General features: G+C 68.6%; 12 protein-coding genes. 2 read left to right on the top strand and 10 right to left on the bottom strand.

The window, feature by feature from the left end; translation table 11 throughout:
- Nucleotides 1–79: 79 nt before the first annotated feature.
- The 9 genes from EJJ38_RS19210 to EJJ38_RS20380 all read right to left on the bottom strand — a co-directional run bounded on the left by EJJ38_RS19210 (nt 80) and on the right by EJJ38_RS20380 (nt 12,346).
- Nucleotides 80–361 (bottom strand): BQ00720 family protein, encoded by a 282-nt coding sequence (locus EJJ38_RS19210; RefSeq protein ID WP_127092043.1) that lies wholly within the window; start codon nt 359–361, stop codon nt 80–82.
- 50 nt (nt 362–411) lie between these two features.
- Nucleotides 412–840 (bottom strand): Hsp20 family protein, encoded by a 429-nt coding sequence (locus tag EJJ38_RS19205; RefSeq protein WP_127092042.1) that lies wholly within the window; start codon nt 838–840, stop codon nt 412–414.
- Between the two features lie 131 nt (nt 841–971).
- Nucleotides 972–2,624 carry an FMN-binding glutamate synthase family protein gene (locus EJJ38_RS19200; protein WP_127092041.1) on the bottom strand — a complete coding sequence of 551 codons (1,653 nt, stop codon included), beginning with the start codon at nt 2,622–2,624 and terminating at the stop codon, nt 972–974.
- A 370-nt stretch (nt 2,625–2,994) separates the two neighbouring features.
- Nucleotides 2,995–3,915 carry a sugar phosphate isomerase/epimerase family protein gene (locus EJJ38_RS19195; RefSeq protein WP_127092040.1) on the bottom strand — a complete coding sequence of 307 codons (921 nt, stop codon included), beginning with the start codon at nt 3,913–3,915 and terminating at the stop codon, nt 2,995–2,997.
- 122 nt (nt 3,916–4,037) lie between these two features.
- Nucleotides 4,038–4,418 carry a response regulator gene (locus tag EJJ38_RS19190; protein WP_127092039.1) on the bottom strand — a complete coding sequence of 127 codons (381 nt, stop codon included), beginning with the start codon at nt 4,416–4,418 and terminating at the stop codon, nt 4,038–4,040.
- Nucleotides 4,415–7,006 (bottom strand): sensor histidine kinase, encoded by a 2,592-nt coding sequence (locus EJJ38_RS19185; protein WP_127092038.1) that lies wholly within the window; start codon nt 7,004–7,006, stop codon nt 4,415–4,417. Before EJJ38_RS19185 ends, EJJ38_RS19190 begins: the two co-directional genes overlap by 4 nt.
- 260 nt (nt 7,007–7,266) lie before the next feature.
- Complete coding sequence (locus EJJ38_RS19180; protein ID WP_127092037.1) at nt 7,267–8,979, bottom strand: solute carrier family 23 protein; 1,713 nt, start codon at nt 8,977–8,979, stop codon at nt 7,267–7,269.
- 11 nt (nt 8,980–8,990) lie between these two features.
- Complete coding sequence (locus EJJ38_RS19175; protein ID WP_205666218.1) at nt 8,991–9,707, bottom strand: carbonic anhydrase; 717 nt, start codon at nt 9,705–9,707, stop codon at nt 8,991–8,993.
- A 239-nt stretch (nt 9,708–9,946) separates the two neighbouring features.
- Nucleotides 9,947–12,346: a carbohydrate-binding family V/XII gene (locus tag EJJ38_RS20380; protein WP_164738583.1), complete on the bottom strand. Its 2,400-nt coding sequence runs from the start codon at nt 12,344–12,346 to the stop codon at nt 9,947–9,949.
- Between the two features lie 354 nt (nt 12,347–12,700).
- Between EJJ38_RS20380 and purM the strand changes: the two genes are divergently transcribed.
- Both purM and purN read left to right on the top strand, forming a co-directional pair.
- Entirely contained in the window at nt 12,701–13,762 is a 1,062-nt protein-coding gene (gene purM, locus EJJ38_RS19165; RefSeq protein WP_127092035.1) for a phosphoribosylformylglycinamidine cyclo-ligase, read from the top strand.
- Nucleotides 13,763–13,886: 124 nt separating this feature from the next.
- A complete protein-coding gene (gene purN / locus EJJ38_RS19160) occupies nt 13,887–14,573 on the top strand; it encodes a phosphoribosylglycinamide formyltransferase (protein ID WP_245454335.1) in 687 nt (228 codons plus the stop codon).
- A gap of 302 nt (nt 14,574–14,875) precedes the next feature.
- On the opposite strand, the gene EJJ38_RS19155 is transcribed toward purN, so the two are convergent.
- Nucleotides 14,876–16,960, bottom strand: a complete 2,085-nt coding sequence (locus tag EJJ38_RS19155; protein ID WP_127092034.1) for a molybdopterin-containing oxidoreductase family protein — start codon at nt 16,958–16,960, stop codon at nt 14,876–14,878.
- Between the last annotated feature and the right edge of the window lie 122 nt (nt 16,961–17,082).

The following is a 17,082-nucleotide window of genomic DNA, read 5'->3' as shown; positions in this document are numbered from 1 at the left end:
GCGCGGGGGCCATGGCCGGCAGGCGTGAAGGTCCAACGCCGCGCCGCTTTCGCCCCGGTCGAAGACCGGGGCCGCGGGCTCAGTGCAGGCTCACCATCATGAGGTCGTGCTCGCTGGCATTGGCGAAGGCCGCCTCGCGATTGTCGGTGAGCAGGATGGGCGTGCCATCCGCCGCATGCAGGGTGAACAGCGTCAGGCCCGGCGCGATGGCGGGCGCCTGGGGGAACAGCCGCTGCACGTCCTCCGAACGGATGGTGCGCATATAGGCGAGATGCCCGCCGCCGAGGCCCGCAAGGGCTTCGGGAGTCATGGTGGAGGTCTGGGTGTCCACCGGGGTTTCAGCTTCGGTCTTGGCGATCATAATCATATCCTCTCTGTCCGCTAACGCACCGCACCGCACCTTCGGTTCCCTCACGAGAGGGATACGATGTCGATGCGCCGGGCCTGCCGTGTGGGCTCGGGCCTCGCGAGGTCTATGGACAGAAGCCCATTGCGCAGTTCCGCACCGAGCACATTCATGCCCTCGGCGAGAACGAAGGTGCGCTGGAACTGGCGGGCTGCGATGCCTCTGTGGAGGAAGACACGCTCACCCGGCTCTTCGACCTGGCGGCCGGAGATGGTCAGCTCCCGCTCTTCAAGCGTGATTTCAAGCTGCTGCTCGGTGAAACCGGCCACCGCAAGGGTGATGCGCAGCCGCAGAGGCGATCCGTCTGCGAGATCGATCCGCTCCACATTGTAGGGCGGATATCCCTCGGATGCCTTCGTCACGCGGTCGAGTGCCCGCTCGACCTCGTCGAACCCGAGAAGGAAGGGATTCGACAGCGAAGAGATACGCGACATGAGCCAAAGTCCTTCATCAAGCGACTTTGCGGAACCGGAGCGGCGGTTTCGCCGCTCCCTCGGGACCCTGTTCGGCATCCCGTTCCGGCTCGATATGGGGGCTCAGGCGCCCCTCGACAAGAGGCGCGTCCTCAGGCCGCCCGGGCGGGCCCCACGCTGCTCAGCGGCGTGAAGCTGTCGGCGCTCGCCGCCGCCCATTCGGCCGCGTAGGGCGTCTCGTCGGGGGCGTCCAGCAGGATGCCCTTGGCGAGGAAGGGGTAGAGACGGTCCAGGGGCTTGGCTTCCACGGGCGTCAGGCGGTGCCAGATGTGGTGGGGCTCCAGCTCCGTGGGATGGGCGAGGCCCGCCGCCGCCACCAGATCCGCCAGCGCCTCCACCGTGTGGCGCTGGAAGCGGGCCACGCGCTCCGCCTTGTCTTCCACCACCAGGCCGCGCTGGAGATGGGGATCATTGGTGGTGATGCCGGTGGGGCAGTCGCCGGTGTGGCAGCGCATGGACATGACGCAGCCCAGCGAGAACATGAAGGCGCGCGCCGCGTTGCACCAGTCCGCGCCCACCGCCATGTTGGCGGCCATGCCGAAGCCGGACGTGACCTTGCCGGAGGCGGCGAGCCGCACCCGGTCGCGCAGGCCCGCGCCCACCAGAGCGTTGCGCATGAGGACGAGGCCCTCGCGCAGCGGCATGCCCATATGGTTGGTGAGTTCCTGCGGCGCCGCACCGGTGCCGCCCTCGGCTCCGTCCACCACGATGAAGTCGGGCGTGATGCCGGTCTTCAGCATGCCCTTGGCGATGGCGAACACCTCGCTGGGATGGCCGACACACATCTTGAGACCCACCGGCTTGCCGCCGGAGAGTTCCCGCAGCCGCGCCACGAATTCCATCATCTGGGAGGGGGTGGCGAAGGAGGGATGGCGTGCGGGTGAGATGCAGTCCTCGCCCATGGGGATGCCGCGGATCTGGGAGATTTCGGGCGTCACCTTGGCGGCCGGCAGCACGCCGCCATGGCCGGGCTTGGCGCCCTGGCTCAGCTTCACCTCGATCATCTTCACCTGATCGTCCGCCGCCTTTTCGGCGAACAGCTCGGGCGCGAAGGTGCCGTCGCGGTTGCGGCAGCCGAAATAGCCCGAGGCCACCTGCCAGACGATGTCGCCGCCATGGATGCGGTGATAGGGCGAGAGGCCGCCCTCGCCGGTGTCGTGATAGAAGCCGCCCTTCTGCGCGCCGAGATTGAGCGCCTCGATGGCGTTGCGCCCCAGCGAGCCGAAGCTCATGGCGGATACGTTGAGCACCGCCGCCTCATAGGGCTTGGCGCAGTCCTTGCCACCCACCCGCACGCGGAAGGGCTCGCTCGCCACGGGCATGGGCGCGATGGAATGGGTCATCCATTCATATTCGGGCGCCCCGGTGTCCAGCTCGGTGCCGAAGGGCTGGCGGTCTTCCTCGCCCTTGGCGCGGGCATAGACGAGGCTGCGCGCCTTGCGGTTATAGGGCGCGCCGTCCAGGTCGCCCTCCACGATGTACTGGCGCAGATAGGGCCGCACCGCCTCGAACATCCAGCGCACCGAGGCCACGATGGGATAGTTGCGCAGCAGCGAGTGATGCTTCTGCGTGACGTCGAACACGCCCACGAAGGCGAGGGGAAACAGCACGCAGAACACGAACAGCCAGAGGTGCCCGCCGCCGAACGACAGGATGAGGCTGAACACGCACAGGATGACGACGGCGGCGAATACGCCGTACCGCCGGATGAGCTTCTTTGTGCTGGGATCGAGCAGGCCTTGCATGGGTTCCCCTCCGCGCTTCTCGCGCTTCTTCTCCGATGCGCTCCGGCCGCACATTAGAGCCTGATCCCGTCAGGTTGAATCAACCTGGCGGGTGAATCAGTCTCTAACTCATTGATAGAGAGCGATTCACGCCCCATCCCGAAGCGCTCTGGTGCTTCGGGATGGGGCGATCGCACTCTAGAATGCGATTGATCTGCATGGAAGCGCGTCCGCGCGGGCCTGCGGATTGGAAATGGCGCTTCCTCAATGGGTTGGATGCGCAGCGCCGGTTCGGCCGAGGGCGCAGGAAAAACAACCCGGCGGAGCCCTCAGGGCGCCGCCGGGACATGCCTCACACGGGACGGATGGATCGGCTGTCCGCAGGCGCCGGTCAGGCCGCGCGGGGCAGCGGCGCGCGCCCGGTCAAGGCGCGCAGCATGTCGATCTGCGCCGGCAGCTCGCTCCAATAGCGGCCATGCAGTTCCAGGTTCAGGATCGCCCCCGCCTCGGGCGTGAGGCTGGCGGCCAGCGTCTTCCAGGGCAGGCTGCCCCAGCCGATGGGCAGGTGCAGGTCGCCCTCGCCCAGTCCCAGCCGCTCGGCCTCGTCCATGGCCCAGCTCACCGAGGGAAGGCCGAAACTGTCATGGGCGTGGATGTGGCGCGCATAGGGAGCGAGCGCCGCGATCTCCGCCACCGGGTCCAGCTTTCCGTCGGCGCAGCGCAGATAGGCGTGGCTCACATCCAGCGTGGCGCGCACGCTTGGGTGGGCGATGGCGTCGATCTCGCTCGCGAGGCGCGAGGGGCTGGCGGTTTCGCGCATGGGGGCGAAGCGGAAGATGTTTTCCACGCACAGCGTCACGCCCGCCCGTCCGGCCCGGTCGCCGGCCCGCTGGAGCGCCTCGCGCTGGCGGGCATAGCCCACGGCGAAAGTCTCGTCGGGATCGCGCACGCAGCCGGTATGGATGACGAGATGCTCCGCTTCCACCGCCTGGGCCACGCCGATGGCGGCATCCAGCAACGCGGCATGCGCGCCGATTCGCGCGGGCGTCTCCATCAGGTTGATGGCGAGCGGGCCGTGGGCTGTGTAGCCGAACGGGCGGCCACGGGTGGCTCGCACGAGCCGCTCTAGCGGCTCCCGCATCACCTGCCCATTGGCAATGAGGGTCCAGCAGAACAGCGGCAGCTCAACGAAATCGACACCCAGCGCCTCGGCTTCGTCCAGCTTCGCAGGGAGGTCGGCGAAGTTCGGATCGGTGGACCGGATGGAATATCCGATGCCACGGATCGAACGGGCCAAGGTGGTGTTTTCCATGTGGCTGATCTCCCGCCCCCGAGAAATGAGCCGGCACTGTGCCGCCTCTGTCTGAAGGTGATGTGTCAGCGAAAGAAAGGGCCCGGTTCGCTCCCCGGGACGGGTTCCAGACGGGGCGGGCGTCAGGCCAAAGCGGCAGTATGAAGCGCGCGGATGTCCCGCGCCAGCGTCATGGGGTCGAACGGCTTGGCGATGACGCCGATGGCGCCCAGATCCTTGAACAAAGCGATCTCATGGGCCTGGGTCCGCGCGGTCACGAACACCACGGGCACGGGCGGGGTGAGGTTGAGGCCCTGGAGGGCGGCGAAGGTGGTGCGCCCGTCCATCTGGGGCATCATCACGTCCAGCAGGATAAGGTCGAGCCCGCCCTGCCGCGCCCGCTCCACGGCCGCCTGCCCGGAGGCGGCGGTCTCCACGGCGATGGCGGGGTCGAGGCCGAGGGACAGGGCGGCGATCTCCCGGATATCGGCATCATCGTCCACATAGAGTACGTGCAAGGTCATGGCCCCTTCCGCTCCGGTCCGCCGGTGCGCGCCGTGTCGCGCCACTCCGCGAGAGTTGTCAGATGCGCGAGGCCGCCCGCGCCCTTCGCCATGAGGTCCGCCAGCATGCGCGCCTGGACCGCGTCCAGATCGGCGGGCGAACAGCCCACCAGCGGCGGCAGGGTGCCCGGCGGCTGCCGGACCAGCGCCTCAAGGTCCTGCGGGGACAGGGCGGCATCGTCGAACTGGACCACGAGGAAGTCGCATGGCCGCAGCGCCAGAACGGCATGGGCTTCCGCGAGGTTGCCTGCGGGAATCACGTCTGCGCAGCCGCGCGCCGCCTCCGCCATGGCCCGGCGGGCAGGCCCGGACAGGCACAGATGGAGCAGGACCGGCGGGTGATCGAGGCCGGCGGCAAGGCTCGTGATCCGCGCCCGCTCCGGCGGGGAATCGAGCCATCCCGCCACGGGCAGGGCCATCAGCGGGCGGGGAGCGGTTTCACCCTCCGCCTCTGCCTCCGTCTCCGGGGTCAGGGGAAGCGTCACCATCATCAGCGGCGTGGTCCGCGTGCGCTCGGTCCGGCGCAGGGAGCGCACCAGGGAGATGCCGTCCCGGTCGCGCAGCAGGGGCGCGATGAGGATGGCGCGATAGGCCCGCAGAACCGAGCGCCCCTCGCACTCCGCAGCCGTCTCCGCGCGTTCCGTGGCGATGCCTTCGCGGGCGAGGTCGGCGGTGAGCACCTTCGCCGAGGCCGTGTGGCTCTCCACCAGCAGCACGGGGGCGGGCTCCTTCTGCCGGGGCGCGGGGGTGCTCATGAGGCGGGCGGGCAGGTCCACATAGAAACTGGTGCCCACCCCCTCTTCGCTCTCGAAGGAGATGCGTCCGGCATGGCGATCGACGATTTCCTTGACGATGGCGAGCCCGAGGCCGGTGCCGCCGCGCTGGCGCGTGTCGGTGGTGTCGGCCTGGGCGAAGCGGGTGAACATGCTGGCCCGGAAGGATTCGGGGATGCCGGTCCCGTGGTCCTGCACGCAGACCCGCACCACGTCCTCCCGCCGCTCCACGCTCAGCGCGACCACGCCGTCGGCGGGGGAGAATTTGACCGCGTTGGAAATGAGGTTGGTGAGCACCTGGATGAGCCGGTCCTGGTCGCCCACCACGGACGTGTCGGCCTCGTCCGCATGGAGCGTGAGGCGCACCCCGTGCTCGGCCGCGAAGCCCGTATTCTGCTCGATGGCGAGCCGCGCCACCTCTTCCATCACCACCGGCTCGCGCGCGAAGGTCATGGATGCCGACTGCATCTTCTGGATGTCGAGGATGTCGTTGACGAGGCGCACGAGCCGCCGGCTGTTCTCATGGGCAATGAAGACGAGGCGCTTGGCGGGCGGGGGCAGTTCGCCCACCGCCCCTCCGTTCAGCAGCCCGAGCGAGCCGGCGATGGAGGTGAGCGGCGTGCGCAATTCGTGGCTGACCGTGGAGACGAACTCGTTCTTGATGATCTCCGCCCGCTTGCGCTCGGTGATGTCGTGGAAGATCGCCACGAGGCGGTTGCCGTCGCTGGACTGCATGCGCCCCACCACCACGTCCACCGGCAAAGGGGAGCCGTCCTTGCACAGGCCCTCGAATTCGCGCGCCGCGCCGCCGTCCGCCGCCTGGGCCACCAATTGGTCCAGCATGTCCGGGCGGCGCGCCGCGGTCTCGCCGGGGGGCAGGAACAGCCGGGCGACGGGAGCCCCCGCCAGTTCCTCCAAGGACCAGCCGAACATGCGGGTGGTGGCGGGATTGGCGGTCTCGATCTGCCCCTTGTCATTGACCGTGACGATGGCATCCATGGCGCTGGCGAGGGTCGCGCGATGGCGCCCCAGCGTGTCGGCCAGCACCATCTCCGCGCGCCGCCGGCCCATGAGATGGGCGATCATCACCAAGGTGGAGCCCACCACCACGGCGATGGCGGCGGACAGGAGCAGGAGGAGGGTCTGCTTGGTCCTCTGGCTGGCGAGGCGCACCTGGAAGGTCTGCTGTTCGGCGGCGGCCACCTCGGCGGCGGAGATGTCCATCACCACGCGGCGGATCCGGTCCATCACCGCCTTGCCGCGCCGCGCCTCCATGACCGTGGAGGCGGCAAGCCCGCCTGCCTTGTTGCGCGTCTCCGCCATTTCCAGGAGGAGGCGGATCTCCTCCTCCGCGAACCGGCTCAGTTCCGTCAGGGCGACGCTGTGTTCCGGGCGCGCCCAGGCGAGGCGGCTCAGCGCCTCGATGTCCTGGCGCACGTTTTCCTGGGCGCTGGTGAGCGGGTCGAGGAATTCCTCCCGCCCGGTCACTACATAGCCGAGCGTGCCGCTTTCGGCGCTCAGCAGGTCCTCGAAGATGTGCTGGAGATGGTCGCGGATGAGCGAGGAATAGAGCAGCTCTTCCCGCAGCCGGTTGGCGGAGGCGAATTCGCGGAAGCTGGCGAAGCCCACCGCCAGCACGATGGCCACCGCGATGCCCGCGCTCAGGAGGCCGATGGCCATCACGCGCCGGATGCCGCGGCGCCAGCCCCGCCGGTCCCGCCCGGTGCTCGCGGCGCCGTCCCCTTCGGGGTTCCGCGCCATTCCCAGGTCCGTCATGCGTCGGCCCTCTGCGCACTGCACATGGCGCGTGGTTGTCCTGGAGCGTGGTTGTCCTGGAGCGTGGTTGTCCCGGAGCGTGGTTTCCTGGCGCGCGATCCGACCGGATTGCCGGGGCAAGCCGATCGCGTCACGCAGTCTCTCGTGCGGCACCGCGCGGTTTCAAGGGCGGCGGAGAGCGGCCCCTGCACACGGCAGCGTCACGCCCATCTTATCCGCCGGGCAAACGGGGTCGGCAAGCGGGCGACGGCGGGCGCGCGCTACACCGGCAGGCGCAGATGCAGTTCCCAACGATGGTGGACGCGCTGGACCCGGAGGTCCGGCGTAAGCTTGGAGATGAGATAGCCGGTGAGCTGGGCCGCGCGGTTCGGATCGTCGAGCAGTTCCTCCGCCGTGGGCGGGCGGTTCGCCAGCGGCGGCGCGATGCCCTCGTAGCGCAGGATGATATCGAACACGAGGTCGTTATAGCTGGTGGCCACTTCGATGGTGGGCTTCTCCGCGTCCACCAGATCGCGGCCGATGAGGTCGATGGCCTGCCAGGCGGCGAAGGCGCCGCGCTGCACCACGTCCACCCGCGCGCCCCAGCGCCCGCCCTCGGCCTCGATGAAGGTGGCCACCTCGTCATGGCTCGCCTGCCCGGCCGGGAACTGGCGCACGCCGCGCCGCGTCACGCCGATGCGGAACAGCGCCAGCAAGGTCACCGTGACCAGGATGGTGACGGCGAAGGAGGAGAAGGTGACGATGCGCAGTTCCGGCGCCCGCCCTTCCAGCAGATGGCGCAGGGGCTCGTAGGAAATGGCGGTGACGAAGCCCATGCCGATGGCGACCACCTTGCGCGCATCCAGCACGCGGCTCGCCACCAGTTGCAGGCCGTTCACGGTGGTGAAGGTGGCCAGGAACAGGAACAGGGCGCCGGTGACCGAATCCGGCATCATGAACCAGAAGCCCATGAATTTCGGCAGCAGCGAGAACAGGATCAGCAGGCCGCCGGTCCAGAAGGCGAGGGTCCGCGCCGTGCAGCCCGAAGCGGCGGCGAGGGCGACCGCGCCGCCCGAGGCCACCATGGGCAGGGCGTTGAGCGCCGCCGCCAGCATGTGCATGACGCCCTCGGCGCGGATGCCCTTGCCGATGGAGACGAGGTCCGGCGCTTTCCAGTCCTTGTCATTGTTGCGCTGGGCAATGGTCTGCACGCCCATGGAGGTGAGGGCGAAGACGAAGCCGGTGACGGCGAAGGCGGTGATGGCGCCGGTGTCGAACGACCAGCCGAACAGCGGCAGGGAGGGGAAGTTGACCCAGGCAGCCGCCTTGAACTGCGCCACGTCCGCCGGGTCCAACTGGCCCAGGATGGCGCTGACGGTGAGGCCGGCCGCGAGCCCGATCAGGTTCGTGAACAGCCGCATGCGGTGGCGCACATAGACGTGCAGGATGATGAGGGTGGCGAGGGTGAAGGCGGCGGTGCCCAGATGCATCACCGCATTGGTGTGGCCGGTGGGCACGTCGAGGATGAGCACCAGGCCCTGCTGGCCGAGCCCCACGCCGATGAGGAACACGGCGAGCCCCGCCACCTCCACCGTGAAGATGCCGCGCAGGCGGTAGATGATGAAGGAGAACAGGATCTGCGAGAGGCCGAGAACCCCCACCATGGTGAAGTTCTGGGCGAGGCTCAGCCCTTCATCCGAGGCGTAGATCAGGGCCGGAATGGCCGCCGTGGTGCATTGGAGCGGGTAGAACAGGCCCGCGCCGAGCCCGAACCGGCCGAAGCCCTGGATGATGCAGACCACCCCGGCGCAGAACAGGGTGGTGGCGGTCAAGGATAAGAAGATCTGCGTGTCGAGCCCGAGCCGCATGGCGGCCAGGCCGGGGACGCCCAGCAGCGCGGCCAGGAAGGCCACCTGCTGGAGCGAGGCAAGCAGCGCCACCCGCGCGGGCGGCAGGTCGTTCACGCCATAGACAAGACCGTCCGGTTTGCGCATCCCCGTCCCCGTCAGGTGACGGGGAGCAGCGGCGCGCCGGGCGTGTCGGTGACCCAGAGGTCGCCACTGTCGAGGTCGAACCACCAGCCGTGAAGCTGGAGGGTTCCCGCCTCCACGCGCTCGCGCACCCAGGGATAGGTCATGAGATTGTCCAGCGATCCCAGGATGGAGGCCCGCTCGGCGAGGAACGGCACTTCCTTCAGGTGATCCAGCGACATCTCGCGCTTGCCGCCTTCCACGGTCTGGTCCGGGATATGAAGGCGGCTGGCCTTGAGGGCCATCTCGACCCAGGGGCCGACGAACTCGCGCGGCGGGCGCTCGCCCCCGGCGGTGGAGAGCATGGCCTTGATGCCACCGCAATGGGCATGGCCCAGCACGACGATGTGATCGACCTTGAGGTCGCGCACCGCATATTCCAGCGCCGCGCCGGTGCCGTGCAGCCCGTCATCGGGCGCATAGGCGGGCACGAGATTGGCGACGTTGCGCACCACGAACAGCTCGCCCGGCTCGGCGCCGGACAGGATGGCCGGATCGACGCGCGAATCGGAGCACGAGATCATCAGGGTGGCCGGGGCCTGTCCCTTCTGGGCGAGCCGCGTCATCAAGGACGGCGCCTGCTCGTAGAAGCGCGCCTTGAAGCGCTGGACGCCTTCCACCAGATGGCGGATGTCGCGGCAGGTTTCGTGGCCGGTATGGTCGTGATGGGAATGATCGTTTTCGTCAGTCACCGGCAACTCCTGCGATGAGTGTCTGCGGCTGGCGGCCGTCATGCGAGGCAGCGGCGCTTCCTCTGCGTAGCGGAAAAGCCGTGCCGCGAAAAGGGGATACAAGACCCCTCAAATGAAACAGGCGCCCTTTCGGGCGCCTGTCCTGCCAAATGCATCAAGAGTGCGATCGCACTCTATCAACGAGTTAGAGACTGATTCACCCGTCAGGTTGGTTCAACCTGACGGGATCAGGCTCCAGGTCAGCGGCGGAACCGCTCCCCGCCGCCGCCGACCCGCGCGCCGCCGCCGCTGAAACGGTCTCCGGCGCTGAACGAGCGCTGGGCCGAGAAGTCGCGGGCCTGGCGCTCATTGTCGAGTTGCTGGCTGTTGAAGGAGTGGTCCACGGGCTGCCAGCCGCTGCTGGTGGCGCGGTTCCACTGGCCGTTGTCGTGCTGGTAGACGTTGCCGTCATGGTCCGCATAGACGTTGCCGTTGTTCCAGGCCACCGAATTGCCGGTGCGCTGGTTGGTGGCGACGCCCTTGCTGTCCACGCTCAGCTGGCCGTCTTCCCGGCTCACCGAGGTGGTGGATGCATGGGCGGTGCCGGTGGTGGGGTTGGCGCCTGCCGAGGAGCGTGTGGCGTCGAAATTGCCGGTATAGGCATTGCCCGTCACCGAGGCGGAGGAGGCCCCGCGCGCGCCGGTATAGGGATTGTATCGGCTGGTGTCGCGGGCGCCCGCATAATTGCCCGTATAGGGATTGAAGCCCCCCGCGGCGCGGCCGGCCACGTTGGTGCCGCCCGCCGTGGTGCCGAAGCCCGAGCGCGCGCCCCATTCCGTGCCGTTCCAGGTGGTGCCCCAGGCCTGGGTCACGGTGGCGGAGCCGCCCCAGCGACCATAGATGTTGGCCTGGTTCACATTGGTATAGCCCCAGTGCCCGTAGGGCGCGGCGCCCCAATAGGGGCCCCAGAACGGGGTGACCGCGGCGCCCCAGGCCCAGCCGGCGGCGAAGCCGAAGCCGAAGCCGACCGTGGAGCCGAGCGCGAAGCCCGCCCCGTAGCCGTAGGTGGCCGGGCATGAATACCAGTAGTTCACGCCCGCCCAGCCCGTGCAGCTATAGCCGGTTCCGTAGACCACGGTGCCGCCGGGGGCGACCATGACGCCCATATAGCCGGGCGTGTAGCCCACCACGACCGTCTCGGGCTGCACCGAATAGACCCGCACATAGGTCACGTAATGCACCGGGGAGGCAACGGGAATGGTGTAGATGGCGGGAGGCACCTGCGCCGCCACCACCCAGGGGCCGGTGGGCGTGCGCGCGGTGAACCACACGCCGTTCACCGCCACGTAATAGCTCTCCGGCCCCACCATGATCACCGGATTGGGGGTGTTGACGGCGTATTTCAGTGCCGTCCCCTCGATGGGGGCGAATTGCGGCGCGCCGCCGGAATAGGTCACGCTAGTGGTGGCGTTGCGCTGGACGGTGGAGGTCTGCGGGATGGTGGCGGCGATGGCCGCTTCCTTGGCCTGCGGGGTGCCCGACACCGAGACCAGCACGTTGGCCTGCGGGTCCTTGGGCGAGATCTTCGCGAAGTCGGCGGGCAGGGCGTTCGAGGCCACGAAGGTCCAGGGACCATCCGTGCCCGGCGCCTTGAACCAGCGGCCCGAGATCAGCACGTAGAAGGTGTTGGTGGCGGTCTCCATGAAGACCGCGTGGTCGGCATTGCTCATGGAGAGCAATTGCGTGCCCGCCACCGGCAGCATCTGGGCCGGGCCGTTGGTCTGGACCAGCTCGGTGGGCACCATGGACACCAGGATGGCCGGCGGTGGCACCACGGGCTTGCCGTCCTTGTTCAGCAGCGGATCGGCCGGGGTCTGCTTGAGCGCGGCCTTGGTGGCCGCCTGCAACTCGTCCGAGGCGTTGGGGTTCGCCACGAAAGTGCCGGTGAGCTGGCCGGTCTGGTACCAGGTGCCGGCCGCCTGGAGGTGAAACACGCCGTTCGAATCCTGGAGGATGAGGGCGCGGCTGTTGATGACGCGCTGATAGGTGGGGGCACCGTCAACCGAGCGCATGGAAGGCTCGCCGGAGACCGGCACCAGGATGGTGGCGGTGTCGGTGAACACGATGCGCGGGGGCGTGTTGTCCACCGGCTGGGTGCGCAGCTCCGCGATCTTCTGGTTCACCGCATAGCTCGCCTGCAACTGGTCGAGCCGCACCACCAGCCCGGTCTTGGGCAGGCGCTGGTCGATGGCGGCCTTCACGGCCGCGGTGACCACTTCCACCTTGTCCACGGTGATGTTGGAGAGCTGGACGAGGCCCGCGGCCTTGTCGATGGTGGCGGTGGCCACGAAATGGGCGAAGCCGTAGGTGGGCGTCCCGTCCTTGGGGCCGATGGCCAGCGCGGAGCGGCCGGAAATGCTGTTGCCGTCCCAGGTCTCGATCTGCGGCTGGTAGATTTCAAGCCGGCTGTCGCCGAGGTCGAAGGTGCGCGGCCAGGCGATGCCGGCGGCGCCGAGGGGCGCGTTCTGGTTGCCCTGCTGCGCGGGAGGGGCGGGCTGGGCATAGGCCGCGAGGGGCAGAGCCAGCCCGGAGACGGCCAGTGCGACCATTGCGGTGCGTCCCGCCAGCCGACCCTGTGCCAGTAATCGCGCGGTGTCCATGTGTGACCTCCTTCGGCCCTCAGCCTGGGCGGAGCACTACCACCTTCCCGCACCATCGTCAGCGTGACCACGGGGAAGATGGACAAATGTTTAGGACACTTTTTGACCTATCGCAGGCTGCGTTCGGTGGGCTCTTTCCGTTTTGCGCGCAGGCAGGGATGTGTGGGAGCCGGGCGGATCGGAGCGGCGGTCACGATGCCGAGCCCGCTCCCGTCCCAGGCGAAGGGAGCGCCGGAGCGGGTAATATTCGCCCGTCCACGCGCGCATTTTGGGCGTGACGGGCTGGAATGCGCTGGCCCGCCTTGCCTCCCGTGTCGTTCGCGGTTAAGCCGCGCGGAGGATCGGAAGGACACCATGGCGCAGGACGGCCTCAATTATCGCGACGCGGGCGTCGATATCGACGCGGGCAACCGGCTTGTGGATCTCATCAAGCCTTTGGTGAAGGCCACCGCGCGGCCCGGCGCCGATGCGGATATCGGCGGCTTCGGCGGCGTGTTCGACCTGAAGCGGGCGGGCTTCTCGGACCCGCTGCTGGTGGCCACCACGGACGGCGTGGGCACCAAGCTCAAGATCGCCATCGAGACCGGCAAGCACGACACGATCGGCATCGACCTCGTGGCCATGTGCGTGAACGACCTGGTGGTGCAGGGCGCCGAGCCGCTCTTCTTCCTGGATTATTTCGCCACCGGCCATCTCTCGCCCGAAGTGGGCGCGCAGATCGTGCGCGGCATCGCGCTCGCCTGCAAGGAGAGCGGCTGCGCGCTGGTGGGCGGCGAGACCGCCGAGATGCCCGGCATGTATGCCGAGGGCGACTATGATCTCGCGGGCTTCTCTGTGGGCGCGGTGGAGCGCCCCGACCTTCTGCCCAAGCCGGATGTTCAGGCGGGTGACGTGATCCTCGGCCTCGCCTCGGCGGGCGTGCATTCCAACGGTTATTCCCTGGTGCGCCGGGTGGTGGAGCGGGCGGGCCTCGGCTGGCACGACCCCGCCCCGTTCGCGCCGGGTGAGAGCGTGGGCGTTGCCCTGCTGACCCCCACGCGGCTTTATGTGAAGAGCGTCCTGTCCGTCATCCGCTCCACCGGAGCGGTGAAGGCGCTGGCCCACATCACCGGCGGCGGCATCACGGAGAACCTGCCCCGCGTGCTGCCCAAGGGCACCGTGGCGCGCATTGATCTTGGCAATCTGGTGGTTCCCCCGGTCTTCCGCTGGCTCGCCCAGACGGGCGGCGTCGCGCCGGAAGAGATGCTGCGGGCCTTCAATTGCGGGATCGGCATGGCCGTTGTGGTGCCCGCCGAGGCAGAGGAGACGGTGGCCGCCGCCTTCGCCGATGCGGGCGAGACCGTGGTGCGCCTCGGCGTCATCGAGCCGGGCGAGGGCGCGGCCCATGTGGTCTATGAGGGCAGCCTCGGCCTGTGAGCGGCCGAAGCGGTCCGGGCGGCGGGCGGCTTTTGCATCCGCCGACCGGGCATGGTCTAGATGAATGGACAAAGCGGGGCGTTGCGGCCCCGGCACTGTGTGCCGATCAATAGGGGAGAGCCTGATGGCATCAGGCTCTGGTGGCGTGGCTGGGGTTGAAATGCAGAAGAAGCGCACGGCGATCCTGATTTCGGGCCGCGGCTCCAACATGTCCGCCCTCCTGTCGGCGGCGGAGGCCCCCGATTTTCCCGCCGAGATTTCCCTCGTCATCTCTAACCGCCCCGATGCGGCGGGCCTCCAGGTGGCCGAGGCGGCGGGCATCCGCACCCTGGTGCTCAATCACCGGGATTTCGCCGACCGCATCGCCTTCGATGCCTCGCTCGACGCCCATCTGCGCATCGAGAGCATCGACATCGTCTGCCTCGCCGGTTTCATGCGCCTGCTCACACCCTGGCTGGTGGAGCGCTGGCGCAATCGCATGATCAACGTCCATCCCTCGCTCCTCCCGGCTTTTCCGGGCCTGGACACCCATGGAAGGGCGCTGGAGGCGGGCGTGCGCTTCCATGGCTGCACGGTGCATTTCGTGCGCCCCGTGATGGATAGCGGGCCGATCATCCTCCAGGCGGCCGTCCCGGTGCTGCCGCAGGACGATGCGGACGGGCTGGCGGCGCGGGTGCTGCGCCAGGAGCACGCCATCTATCCGGCGGCCCTGCGCCTGCTGGCGGGCGGGCAATTGAGCGTGGAGAATGAGCGGGTCGAGATCACCGGCGCCCGCTTCCCCACCGAAGTGATGATCTCGCCCGAGGCCTGAGCGGCTTTCCGGCCTGTCCGACCGTCACACTCTCCGAGCAGGTATGTCTGCTGCCGCGCCGAGGCGTTGCGCGAGCGGGCCGTTGGCGACTTCCCCCTCTCCGATTTCCCCCTCCCTAGCCCTCCCCCGCAAGCGGGAGAGGGGACCTTGTCACGCCTGAGGGGATACGGACGCTTAGTTTCTCGGACCGGCGGGAAAGCCCTCTCCCGCTTGCGGGGGAGGTTTGGGAGGGGGCAACGGGACGAATTCAACAGGACGAATTGTGAGGAAGAGGCGGGGACAGGTCGCCCTCCAACCGAGCCTCACGCCGCCTTTTCGATCCGCACCCGGTTGTCGTGGAAGGCGGCGCCGCCCGCAGGCGCCACCGGGTCCGCGCCCGTGAGCGTGTTGATGCCGTGCCCCTGTTCATGGGCATGGTTGGGCTTGATCTGCTCGGACACCACAACGCCGCGCCGCAGGCCGTCGAACAGGCGGGCTTCCAGCACCACCCGCCCGCGCGGATTGGACACCAGCACCCGGTCCCCTTCGTTGACGCCGAGCGCCGCCGCATCCTCGGGATGAATGAGGAGGGAGGGCGCGCCCTCGCGGCGCGAGGAGGTGGGGGTCTCGGTGAAGGTGGTGTTGAGGAAATTGCGCGCAGGCGCCGTGACGAGCCGGAACGGATGCTCGGGCGTCGCCTCCTCGATGATGGCCCAATGATCGGGCAAAGGCGGCATCTGGTCCGCCGGGCCGAACGTGCCGGGGGTGGGGATGGGGATGCGGCTCCAGTCGGGCTTCAGGCGGAAGCGCCCGTCCCGGTGGCCGAAGCCCTTCAGATAATGGGCGGTCTCGAAATCCGGCTGCACGTCCAGGAAGCGGGCGGCTTCAAGCTCCGCCAGCGTTCCCCGGTTGGAATCCTGCAAGGTGCGGTCGATCAGCTCGCGGGGTGAGAGGGCGAAGCCCGGATGCTCCGCGCCCAACCGCGCGGCCAAGGCGCGGATGACGTCGTGGTTGGAGCGGCATTCGCCGGGCGGGTCGGTGAGCTTGGGGCCGAACAGGATGTGCTGGTGCCCGCCCGCCGTGTAGAGGTCGTCATGCTCGGTGAACATGGTGGCGGGCAGTACGATGTCCGCATAGCGGGCCGTGTCGGTCATGAAATGCTCGTGCACCGCCACGAACAGATCCTCGCGGGCAAAGCCGCGCCGCACCTTCTCCTGGTCCGGCGCCACCGTGAGGGGATTGGTGTTCTGGATGAGGAGGGCCTTCACCGGCGGCCCGCCCGCCAGCGCGTCCTCTTCCCCGCACAGGATGGGGCCGATGCGGGACTGGTCCAGGGCGCGGGTCGCGGGGTTCCGCAGGTCCAGGCCCTCGATCATGGATTTGCGCAGGCCGTAAATGCCGGAATTGGAATGGAAGGCGCCGCCGCCCTCATGCTGCCAGGCGCCCGACACCACGGGGATGCAGGTGACGGCATGCATGTTCACGGCGCCGTTGCGGCTGCGGGACAGGCCGTAGCCCACCCGGAAATAGGCGCGCGGCGTTTCGCCCACGAGGCGCGCGAAGGCTTCGATGTCCGCCACCGACAGGCCGGTGATGGCCGCCGCCCAGGCGGGATCGCGGGTGGCGAGATGGGCTTCCAGCTCTTCCGCGCCCGAGGCGAAGCGGGCGAGATAGTCCCGGTCTGCCAGCCCGTCGCGGAACAGCACATGCATGACGGCGCAGGCGAGCGCCCCGTCCGTGCCCGGCCGCAGCAGCAGCGGGATGTCCGCCTGCTCCATGGTGGGGGTGCGATAGACGTCCACCACGGCGATCTTTGCGCCGCGCTCTTTGCGCGCCTTCACGGCGTGGGTCATCACGTTCACCTGGGTGGCCACCGCATTGGTGCCCCAGATGACCACGAGGTCGGAGCGCCCCATCTCGCGCGGGTCCGCCCCCGCGAGGCGCCCGGTGCCGACCATGTAGCCGGTCCAGGCGGGATTGACGCAGATGCTGGAGAAGAAGCGGGAATAGCCCTTGGCATGGGTGAGGCGGTTGATGCCGTCGCGCATCACATGGCCCATGGTGCCCGCATAGAAATAGGGCCAGATGGACTGCGCTCCGTGGGTCCGCTCGATGGCGAGCAGCGCATCCGCGATGCGGTCCAGCGCGTCGTCCCAGGAGATGGGGGCGAATTGGCCGGAGCCCTTTGGGCCGGTGCGGGCCAGCGGCACGGTGAGTCGGTCGGGATGATGCGCCCGCTCCGCATAGCGCGCCACCTTCGCGCAGATGACGCCTGCCGTGTAGCTGTTGTCGGCCGCTCCGCGCACCCGGCCGATGCGGCCGTCTTCCTTGATCTCCACCTCCAGTGCGCAGGTGGAGGGGCAGTCATGGGGGCAGACGGAGGCGCGGATCGCCACATGCTTCGTCATGGAATCGAGAACTCCCGGAGCCTGGTCCGCGCCTGAAGAGGCACCCGGAGCGGTTCAGGCTCGAACAACGGATCGTGCCTGATCATAGAAGGGTTCTTAAAATGCGTCATGGCCGGGCGATG

The organism is Aquabacter cavernae (assembly GCF_003993795.1).
Classification (GTDB): Bacteria; Pseudomonadota; Alphaproteobacteria; order Rhizobiales; family Xanthobacteraceae; genus Aquabacter; species Aquabacter cavernae.
This window is presented reverse-complemented; position numbering and strand designations above follow the sequence as displayed.